We start from the raw sequence: 10,352 nt of genomic DNA, 5'->3' as shown, positions 1-10,352 counted from the left end.
CATGTGGACGGGCGGCAACGCCTGAAGCTGAGCCTTACTAATCGCTCGATCGGCTTGATCCTTCATGAACGTCGCGTGCAGCGGCAAACCGCTCATGCGCTCGGAAAATGCATCCTCACATTCTCGACTTTGTGCACGACCCATACGAAAAGGGCACCCGCGACAATGCGGGCGCCCTTTTCGTTTTGCGCGAAACAGCTTACTCGCCGAGATCCTTGAAGCCCATGTCGCTGTCGGCGGCGGTGACGAACCAGTTCTTCGGATCGCCGATCAGCGGCGTCAATTCCGGACGGTCGGCCGCAGGGCGGGCCATCATCCGGGTCGGTTGGCGCAGTCCGTTCTTCAGGCACAAAAAACCCATCATCGACAAGGGACGGGCGGCCTGCGCGTTCAGCGTGCGGCAGACCAAGGCGGCCAGCCGGTCCCGCCGGGCGCGCTCGACCAGCAGGGCGAAGGCGGGCATCAGCCAGCCCGGACGGGCCAGATAATCGCAGACCACCCCGACGCTCTCGCCGCGCCAGCGGTCCACGCGCAAAACCACATAGGCCATCACCGTGTCGCGGCGCATGACGAGGAAACGGCGGTGCCGCGCCGCGTTCGGGATCTTGTCGAAGCGCCACTGGAGATAGGCGTGGTCGCGTCGGGCGGCGCAGAGATGCTGGGGCGCCGCGGCCTCCCACAGCCCGTCCATCCGCTCGTCGAAGCGGTCGATCTCGTCCAGCCGGGCGCCGAAGGTCCGGGCCGCCGCGTGGCCGACCAGCGAGGCGGCGCTCATCGCCGGCTTGCCCAGCCGCGCCATCAGGCGGGCCAGTCCGCCGTCGTAGGGGCTGACGCGCAGGCAGCGCTGCGGGTCGATCACGCGCAGATAGGTCGGGATGTTCCCGAGATCGAGCCAGCCCGCCCGCTTGTAGGATTTGTAGGCGGCGTCGGTCATCGACAGGGACACGCTCACCTCGCTGGCGGCGGCGTGGGTCTCCGACAGGCCCGGTCCGACGCCGCGCAGCCGCCATTCCGGGGCGACCATCAGGTCGATCGCCCAGGAGGCGCGGCGCACCCGCTGCCCCACCTTCAACGCGAAGGGAATGCCCGCCTGCTGGCCGACGATCCCCCCGTTCCGCTTGCAGATCCAGAGCTGCATCCCCTCCGGATCGGGCGTCGGCGGCTCCTCGAACAGCCAATTGAAATGGGTGTCGTCCAGCAGCGGGGAGTCCGCGCCGAAGTGGTCGCGCTGGAAGGACTCCAGCGCGACGCGATCCTCGGACATGAACCGTTCCACACCCCGCTGAAGCCAGGGCATTGCGGTCATGCGTCGCTCCCATCCACCTCGACCGGCTGCACCAGGGCGGCGTTCCGCAGGATGCGGCCCGACGTGCGGCGCTTCAGGACGATATCCTTGTAGACGCGGCGGACCTGCTCGACCGACAGGTTGAGGGCGCGGGCCGCCTCGTCCTCCGGCACGCCGCGGCCGTAGGCGCAGAGCGCCAGGTCCAGCTTGTCGTAGGGGATGGCGTAGTAGAACTCCTCCTGCGACTGCGGCAGGGTGTAGGTATCGGTGCTCGGCGACTGGCTCTGGATGTCGTCGGGCAGGCCGAGGTACGCGGCCATCTGGTAGACCTGGGTCTTGAACAGATGGGCGATCGGCTTCAGGTCGGCCAGACCGTCGCCGCCGCGCACGAAGAAGCCCAACTCATACTCCAGCCGGTTCGGCGTGCCGAGGACCGAGTAGTTCAGCCGGTCGGCGTGGGTGTATTCCATGGTCTTGCGGACGCGCTGCTTCAGGTTGGTGGCGGCGACCACCGACAGATAAACGTCCACCGGCATGCGGCTGGTCTGCCGGTCGCCCTCCGGCGATTCCACCGTCATGGTGAAGTAGTTGACCCGATCGGCGTCGAGCAGGCCGGCGGCCAGGCCGATCTTCTGCTTCCAGCCCGGCCCGTATTCCGGGAAGAGGCGGCGGATGGCGCTGTCGCGGCGGTCGTAGCAGCCGAGCGCGGTCAGCGGCGCCGTGATGTTCTCCATGATCGGCTCGACGCCCAGGCTCTCGCAGAGCAGCCGGCCGCGGCGGGTGCTGTCCGGCGAGGATTCCTTCTCCGGCATCAGGATGGCCAGGACGCGCTCCGGCCCCAGCGCGCGCACGGCCAGCGCCGCGCAGACCGAGCTGTCGATGCCGCCGGACACGCCGAGCACGACGCCCTGGCGCTTCAGGTCGTGGGCGACGGTGCGCTGGATGAACTGTTCGATCTCCCGGGCAGCCGCCGCGCAGTCGAGCGAGAGGGCGTTGGCGTCGAAGGGATGCAGGGCGTTCAGCATGGTGTCGGTTTTCCCGGTTGGCGTTGTTGCATCGACTGTTGGATAGGACTGTGCCTTAGGGACCTCGCCGGTCCGTCCGATCAGGCGGCGGCGGCGCTGTCCAAATGCTCTTCGAGAATGTGGATGGGCGCGGCGTCCAAGCGGGCGCGGAGCGACGAGGCCCGGCCCGGCAGCTCGTCCAGCACGTTCCGGGCGAGCATCTGGAGGGTGAGCACGCCGACCAGGGCCATCTCCTCGCGCTCGCCGGCCATGCGGCCGTCGGTGCGGTGGGCCTTTGCGGCCAGAGCGGCGACGCCGGCGGCGTCGACCAGCCCGTAGCGGTTCAGCGATTCCTCGGACAGCAGGTCCCGGACATAGGCCGGAGCCTGGGCGCCGAAGAGGGCGGTGGTCATCGGGGCGCGGTAGGGGCGCTTCGGGCGGTGGAAGATCTCCGCCGGCAGCAGGCGCGAGGCGACGCGGCGCAGCGCCAGCTTGTCGCGCAGTCCCAGCATCTTGACCCGGTCGGGCAGGGCGGCGCAGAGGTCGTCCACCTCCGGATCGAGGAAGGGGTAGCGGACCTCGATGCTGTTGGCCATCGCCACCCGGTCGCCCTGGCTGGTCAGCAGGTAGGGCGACATGAAGGCGGCGATCTCCGTCCACTGGGTGCGGGCGAGCGGGCTCCAGCGCGACCAGCCGGCGGGCAGATGGGCGGAGACGACGTCCTCGAAGGCCTGCGCGTTGGCGGCGGAGCGCACGTCCGGGGCCAGCAGGCGCTGGGTCCAGGCGGTGTTCTGCCAGCGGATGCGGTGAGCGTAGAAGGGATCGTCCGTCTCCGTCATGCCGCGCTTCCAGAAGGCCTGCCAGAGCGGGCTGTCCTTCTGGCCGCTGGTGGCGGCGTAGGGATGGATGCGGCTGAGCAGCTTCGGTCGCGCCGTGGATTGCGGCTGCCGCGCCCAGAAGCGGCGGACCTTGTCCTCCTTGAAGATGTCGTAGCCGGCCAGCCATTCGTCGGCGCCCTCGCCCGACAGCACGACGCGGATGCCGCTGTCGCGGACGAGGCGGGAAAGCAGGAAGAGCGGCGCCGGGGCGGTGCGGACCAGCGGCGACTCGCCGTGCCAGATCACGTCGGGCAGGGCCGCTTGGATGTCCTCCGCCGTGCAGAGGATGTCGTGATGCTCCGTCCCGACATGGTTGGCGACCAGCCGCTGCTGCGGCGTCTCGTCGAAGGCGTTGTCGGCGAAGCGCACGCCGAAGCTGTGCATCTGCGTGGTGTCGAGCTTGCGCGCCAGCGCCGCGATCACCGAGCTGTCCAACCCGCCGCTGATGTAGACGCCCACCGGCACGTCGGCGCGCAGCCGCAGGCGGATGGCGTCGAGCAGCTTCTCCTCCAGCCGGTCCGCCGCCTCGTCCAGCGTGATGCGGGACAGGGCGGGATCGCCGGCCATGTCCGGCTCCCAATAGCGGGCCTCGTGCAGGCGCAGGTCGGCGTCGATGCGGATGGCGGTGGCCGGCGGCACGCTCTGCACTCCGGCGAAGACGCTGCCCTGGGGGGCGACGCTCCAGTGGGTGAAGACTTGGGCGAGGCGGGCGGCGTCGAAGCGCGGCTCGATCCGGCCGCCGCCGAACAGGGCCTTGGCCTCCGACGCGAAGGCGAGATGGTCGCCGCTGCGGGCGTAGAACAGCGGCAGGATGCCCAGCCGGTCGCGGACCAGCCACAGCTCGCGCTTCACCGCGTCCCACAGGCCGATGGCGAACTGGCCGTTCAGCTTGGCCCAGGCGGCGGGGCCGTACTCCTCGAAGGCGTGGACGATCACCTCGGTGTCGGTGCGGGTGTAGAAGCGGTGCCCGCGCGCCTCCAGGTCACGCCGCAGCTCGACGTGGTTGAAGATCTCGCCGTTGAAGGTGATCCAGAGAGTCCGCTCCTCGTTGTGGATCGGCTGGAAGCCGCCGGCCAGACCGACGATGCTGAGGCGCGCGTGGGCGAGCCCGATCCGCCCGTCGCGGTAGAAGCCGTAGCCGTCCGGGCCGCGGTGACCGATCATGGCGATCATGCGCTTCAGTTCGTCGAGCCCGGCGGGTTCGGCACGCGGCCCGGCGAGAACTCCGGCGACACCACACATCGCACGCTCTCCTGTGTGTTGAAGGCCAGCGGAAAAGGAACAGGCGGAAAAGGATCAGGCGGAAAAGGGTCAGGCGGTTTCGGCGAGCATCGCGCGCTTGATCTTGCCGGACTCGGTCTTCGGCAGCTCGTCGCGGATCTCGATGAATTTGGGCACCAGATGGCTTTCCAGGCGGCCCCGGCAATGCTGGCGGATCGCCATCTCGGTCAGGGTGGCGCCGGGGCGGACGACCAGATAGGCCTTCACCGCCATGCCGTCGGCGGGGTCGGGCACGCCGAGGACGGCGGCCTCGACCACGGCTTCCAGCTCGTAGAGGGCGTTCTCGACCTCCTTGGGGCTGACCTTCTCGCCGCGGCACTTGAACACGTCGTCCTTGCGGCTGACGAAGTAGAGGCAGCCGTCGGCGTCCATGGTGAAGAGATCGCCGGTGTAAAGCAGCGTCTCGCCCTGCGGCCCGCTGCGCAGGCGCTTGGCGGTCTCCTCCGGGCGGTTCCAGTAGCCGCGCATCACGTTGGCGCCGCGGACCACCAGCTCGCCGACCTCGCCGGGGGCGGCGCGGTTGCCCAGCTCGTCCACCACATAGGCTTCGCAGTTGGGGATGGCCCGGCCCACCGAGGCGGTCTTGGTGCCGAGGTCGCGCGGGTCGAGGTAGCAGATGCGGGTGCAGCATTCCGTCATGCCGTACATCGAGAAGAAGGCGGCATCCGGGAAGCGCTCGCGCAGCCGGTCGATGTGGGCGGTCGGCAGGGGAGCCGCCGCGTTGCTCAGATAGCGCAGGGAGGACAGGTCGGCGGTCTTCAGCGCCTCCATCCCCAGCAGCGTGGAGAAGAAGGTCGGCACGCCGGGCAGGCCGGTGATGCGGTGCTTCACCATGCGCGCCAGCGTTTCCGCCGGGAAGGCGAAGGAGCGTTCCAGGACCACCGTGAAGCCGACCCGCGCCCCGGTCAGGATCTGCGACAGGCCGTACCCGAAGGTCAGCGGCAGGACGCACATCACGACGTCGTCGGGCGTGTTCTCCAGATAGGTGGAGATCGACCAGGTGGTGTTCACCAGCGCGGCGTGGCTGAGCATCACGCCCTTGGGCCGGCCGGTGGTTCCCGAGGTGTAGAGGATGGCGGCCAGATCCTGATCGATCAGGCCGCGGTTCTGCGGCTTGGTGCCTCCGGACCGGGGGTCCGGGTGGGCGGCCACGATGTCCGTGAAGGAGAGCCCGCCGGCCCCGGCCGGCACGGCGGGCCCGACCCACAGCGTGGTGGCGAGGTGGGATGCCTCACCAGCCGCCGGCACAACCTGACGGGCAAGCGCGGCGGGAGCGATCAGCGCCCGGACGCCGGCGTCGGTCAGGATGTAGGCCAGCTTGTCCGCCTTGGTGGACGGGTTGACGGGGACATAGACGGCCCCGGCCTTCAGCGCGCCGAACAGCCCGGCGACATACTCGATCGAGTTCTCCAGCATGACCGCCACGCGGTCGCCGCGCACCACCCCGGCGGACTGGAGCGCGCAGGCGACGGCGTCGCTCTGGCGGTCCAGCTCGGCGAAAGTGACGGCGTTCTCACCCGCGATCAGAGCGGTGTGGTTGGCCCGCCTTGCGGCGGTTTCGCTGAGGAGCTGATGAAGCAGGTGCGCCATGACGCTGTTCCCTTGCCTGGCTTCGGTGACTGTCCCGATGGCCCGTTCCGTCCTGGCGGAAGGATCAGGCCGCGTCCTTCAGGGCCCGCTTGCGCTCGACGTAGGCGGCGATGCGGCTGACTGATTCGAGGTTGTCGGCCACCATGTCGTCGTCCTCGACGATGATGCCGAAGTGCTCCTCCAGGAAGGCCACGACGTGCATGATGCCGGTGGAGTCGATGATGCCGGTCTCCAGCAGGGATTCGGCGTTGTCGAAGCCGGAGTCGCTGCCCAGCAGGAAGTTCTCCACGATGAAGGCGCGGATCTCCTGGGTGGCGGGTGCGCTCAGGGTCGTCGTGTCGGTGGTGATGGCGGTCCGCATGTCGCTGGCAACTCCTGTGGGTTTGGTCGTCGATCCTTGGCCGGCAGATCGGTACGGAGAGGGCGGCCCCAACGGGGTGTTAATCCAAGGGGGCCGATCCGCTCCTTTCGGTGTTACCGCCTCGTTGCGTGGGATTGGGAAAGGCATTTCCCGTTCTTTGCAGAGAGGTTTCGGCAACGCCGCCGAATACGTCATTCTTTATTGCATTCAAATGCGGTGTTTTCGAGAGTGCAAAGGATGATCGGACGGTGAAGACAGTGGCTAACCACTCAGGGTCATTGCAATTGAGCAGGGAATACCTTCTCGTACTCTTGGGGAACCCTCTCTGACTTGCGGCGTAGGCCGGCCTATCGCTCTCGGCGAACCGAAGGTCCGCCTGCCGCGTCAGCACAAACCTTTGGTTTGTGCGAGAGCTGGGCGGGGGTGGGAGAATCAAGTCCCCTCCCCTGCGTGAGCGGGGGAGGGTTTAGGGTGGGGGCTCGGATGAATGCACGCTTTTCGGATCACGCCGCCGGCAGCGGATCGCCGTGCGTCGGGGCCGGGGCGGGTGCACCGCCGCCGTTCTTGCGCTTGCGCAGCCAGGCCGGAATGCCGGTCACCTGCACCGACAGCCAGTCCACCGAGGCGTCGTCGGAGATGGGTACGGCGTGCAGCCGCAGCGGGTCGGTCTTCGGGCCGTTCCAGCCCGGATCGATGGTGCGCGCGGTGCGGTAGCCGGCCTGCCGGATGATCGCCACCTCGCGGTCGCTGAAATCGCCGTTGGGAAAGGCGAAATGGCGGCAGGGCAGGCCGGTGGCCTCCTCCAGCTCGGTCTTGCACAGCGCGATCTCCTCGGCGCAGCGCCGGTCGTCGCATTGCAGGAGGATCGGATGGGTGCGGGTGTGGGCGCCGTAATCGCTGACGGCGGCCAGATGCCGGACCTCGTCCCAGGTCAGCGATTGGCGGTCGGCGCCGTCCAGGTCGGGATCGTCACCGGCTTCGGCGAGCCGGCGGCGACGCTCCGGGTCGGGGAGGCGTTTCAGCGTCTCGGCACCGATTCGGCCGGCGGCGGCGGTCTTCCACCAATAGGGGCGGGCGGTTCCGACCACGCGGCTGCACAGGTAGATGGTCGGGCGCACCCCGAATTCCCGGAACAGTGGTTCCAGGCGGGCGTTGTTGCGGTGGCCGTCGTCGAATGTGACGACAAGAGGATAGGGCGGCAGGTCGCCCCACCGCCCGCTCTCCAGCGCATCGGCCACCGCGTCCAGCGTGGTGAATCTGTAGCGTTCGGCGTACCAGGAGAGATGGGCGCGCATCACCTCCGGGTCCGGGTCGTGATACACGACGATGGTCACGTTCCGGCGCGCGAACAGGTTTCGGAACAGGGCACCGACTCCCGTCCAGCGCACGATTCCGGCCGCGATGGCTTGCTTCATGGGGATTGGACCTCTGCTGTGTGTCCGGTCTTTTGTTCACGGCTGGCGAGGCGGTTGCGGACCGGTTGAAAGGCAGGACGGGCCCGGTTCGGAACCGGGCCCGGATCGGCGGGATCGTCAGCCGGAGCGCGCCCGGCGCGGGCCGAGCGACGCGGCCGGGGAGGCTTCGGACATCCAGCCGCGGGCGTTGCGGCGGTAGATCTCGACGATGCGCTCCCGGTAGACGGCGATGTCGAACTGGCGTTCGAAGCGGCGGCGGGCGCCCTGGCCCAAGCGGCGGCGCAGCCCGACGTCGTCGATCACGCGGGCCAGCGCTTCGGCCAGAGCCGTCCGGTCGCCCGGCGGCACCAGCAGGCCGGTCTCCTCGTCGGCGATGGCGTCGCCCACGCTGCCGACCGGGGTGGCGACGATGGTCAGGCCGTTGGCCATGGCCTCCAGCACCGACATCGGCAGCCCCTCGAACATCGACGGCTGGACCAGCACATGGGCCTGCGTCAGCTCCTTGCGGCAGCCGGCCTGGTCGAGCCAGCCGGTGAAGCGCACGCGCTCCTCCAACCCCAGCGCCTTGGCCTGCGCGCGGTAGGTCTCCAGATCGCCGTCGCCGGCGATGGTCAGCTGCCAGGAGCGGTTGCGGCAGGCCTCCGACGCCAGGGCGTCCAGCAGGACGTCGATGCCCTTCAGCTTGATCAGGCGGCCGAGGAACAGCAGGCGCACCGGACCGTCCTCCGCACGCTCCGGGATCGTCTCCGGCCCCGGCACGGCGTTGTGCAGCAGGGTCGCGCGGCGCACGGCGGGGAAGGTGGTGACCACCCAGTTGCGCCAGTATTCGCCCAGCACCACCACCTCGCTGGTCATCTCCATCATGTGGCGGATGGCCCAGCGGGACAGCGGCTTCGCGTCCTCGTAATGCTTCGGAAAACGGCCGCCGTGCAGATGCAGGACGACCGGCACCCGGAACAGCGAGGCCATGGCGACGATCAGCCCCTTGCGCAGCACGCTGCCGTATTCGGCCATGTGGATGTGCACGAGCTGGGCCTTGCCGGTCACGAAGCAGCCGAACAGGCGCAGCATCGCGGCGGCGAAGTAGAAGGGCATCAAATGGAATTTCGCGTCCGGACCGTAGCTGTCGATCACCTCGAACTTCACGTCGGGGCGATTCTCCCGTAAGTCCGTCGTGAAGTTGTCGACGATTCGCCCCATGCCGCCCTTTTCGAGCGTGCCGCCGGGTGAAACGATGTAGATCATATCCGCTCCTGACTGTCGCGCTCCCCTCGCGAAGCTTCAGGGAGGAAGGAATTAGGGACCCCGCGGAAAAATGGGTTCTTACTGTCGGCCCGCGCGGGTCAGCGATGGCTTTGCCGCCGCAGCGTCGGGCAGCGTCCCCAGCGAGGGGCGCCGAACGGCGTCGGGGCGGTTCAGCTCCGCATAGATGTCCTGAAGGCTGCGGCCATAGGACTCGATGACGAATTTCTCCAGGAACAGCCGTCGCCCCTCCGCCGACAGGCGCGCGTAGAGCGCCGGCCGGGCGGCGAGGTCGCGGACCGCATGGGCCAGTGCCTCCGGGTCGTTGACCGGGACGATGCGCGCCGTCTCCCCGTCGGTCAGAACCTCCGGGATCGAGCCGACCGGGGTGGTGACGACCGGCATGCCGGTGGACAGCGCCTCCAGGATCACCATGGGCAACCCCTCGTGGGTCGAGGGCAGAAGCAGCATGTCGTGATCGCGCAGATGGGCGTGCGCCTGCTCGCGGGAGATCCAGCCCTCGAACCGGCAGTCGCCGTCCACGCCCAGTTCCGCCGCCATGCGGCGGTAGCCCTCGACGTCGCCGCCGCCGCCGATGGTCACGCGGAAGCGGAAACCCTGGTCCTTCATCAGCCGGCAGGAGCGCAGCAGCGTGCCGATGCCCTTGCGCTCCGACAGGTTGGCGAGCACCAGGAGCGACACGATCGCCCCCTCCGGCGGCGCCGCGCGGACCGGCAGGTCGGCGCCGATGTCCGGCACCGCGTTGTAAAGCACGCGTACCTTGTGCGGGTCCGTCCCGACCGACTGCACCAGGAAGTTCCGCCAGCTCTCGCCCAGCACCAGCGCGATGCCGCAGCGGTCGAACAGCCAGCGGCTGATCGCGCGGGACACCGGCCCCTTGTCGAAATACTCCATGAAGGACGCGCCGTGCAGATGCACCACCGTGGGGCAGGAGAACAGACCGGCGAAGAGCTGGACCACCGCCTTGCGCCAGACGCTGGCGTTTTCCGACACGTTGATGTGCACGACCGACGGGCGGTGCCGCAGCATCATGGCGCCCAGCCGCGCCAGCGTGCCGGCCAGATAGACCGGCGACAGCAGGGCGCTGCCGGTGCCGCGGGTGTCGAGCACCACGGTTTCCGGAGCGGCGGGGCTGTTCTGGAAGGCGTCGACGATGTAGCCCGTCATCCGCCCGATCCCCCCGCCGCCGTCGAGCGCGCCGGGGGTGGCGAAGACAATGCAGGCGCGGGACGCCTTCTTGCGCCGGAAACCCCTGTCGAGCAAACCCATTCTGAC

The 10,352-nt window shown here is 68.8% G+C and carries 8 protein-coding genes; all 8 read right to left on the bottom strand.

Going from position 1 to position 10,352, the window contains the following annotated elements; translation table 11 throughout:
• Window positions 1-199: 199 nt before the first annotated feature.
• The 8 genes from JJL56_RS23425 to JJL56_RS23390 all read right to left on the bottom strand — a co-directional run bounded on the left by JJL56_RS23425 (window position 200) and on the right by JJL56_RS23390 (window position 10,346).
• Window positions 200-1,264, bottom strand: coding sequence for a GNAT family N-acetyltransferase (locus tag JJL56_RS23425; protein WP_247891207.1), 1,065 nt, complete (start codon window positions 1,262-1,264; stop codon window positions 200-202).
• Between the two features lie 38 nt (window positions 1,265-1,302).
• On the bottom strand, window positions 1,303-2,310 hold the full coding sequence (gene nadE, locus JJL56_RS23420; protein WP_145628290.1) for an NAD(+) synthase: 1,008 nt from the start codon (window positions 2,308-2,310) through the stop codon (window positions 1,303-1,305).
• Between the two features lie 80 nt (window positions 2,311-2,390).
• On the bottom strand, window positions 2,391-4,409 hold the full coding sequence (gene asnB / locus JJL56_RS23415; RefSeq protein WP_200486493.1) for an asparagine synthase (glutamine-hydrolyzing): 2,019 nt from the start codon (window positions 4,407-4,409) through the stop codon (window positions 2,391-2,393).
• Window positions 4,410-4,478: 69 nt separating this feature from the next.
• The gene (locus tag JJL56_RS23410; RefSeq protein WP_200486492.1) at window positions 4,479-6,038 is read right to left on the bottom strand and encodes a class I adenylate-forming enzyme family protein; all 1,560 of its coding nucleotides are present in this window, start codon (window positions 6,036-6,038) and stop codon (window positions 4,479-4,481) included.
• 64 nt (window positions 6,039-6,102) lie between these two features.
• Window positions 6,103-6,399: an acyl carrier protein gene (locus JJL56_RS23405; protein ID WP_145628296.1), complete on the bottom strand. Its 297-nt coding sequence runs from the start codon at window positions 6,397-6,399 to the stop codon at window positions 6,103-6,105.
• A gap of 503 nt (window positions 6,400-6,902) precedes the next feature.
• A complete protein-coding gene (locus tag JJL56_RS23400) occupies window positions 6,903-7,814 on the bottom strand; it encodes a polysaccharide deacetylase family protein (protein ID WP_200486491.1) in 912 nt (303 codons plus the stop codon).
• A 117-nt stretch (window positions 7,815-7,931) separates the two neighbouring features.
• Window positions 7,932-9,059, bottom strand: coding sequence for a glycosyltransferase family 4 protein (locus JJL56_RS23395; RefSeq protein WP_145628302.1), 1,128 nt, complete (start codon window positions 9,057-9,059; stop codon window positions 7,932-7,934).
• A gap of 78 nt (window positions 9,060-9,137) precedes the next feature.
• Window positions 9,138-10,346: a glycosyltransferase family 4 protein gene (locus JJL56_RS23390; RefSeq protein WP_200486490.1), complete on the bottom strand. Its 1,209-nt coding sequence runs from the start codon at window positions 10,344-10,346 to the stop codon at window positions 9,138-9,140.
• Window positions 10,347-10,352 lie beyond the last annotated feature (6 nt).

It is taken from the genome of Azospirillum aestuarii (assembly GCF_016632405.1).
Lineage (GTDB): Bacteria > Pseudomonadota > Alphaproteobacteria > Azospirillales > Azospirillaceae > Azospirillum > Azospirillum aestuarii.
Note: the sequence above shows the minus strand (reverse complement) of the source record. Positions and strands in the feature narration are given on the sequence as shown.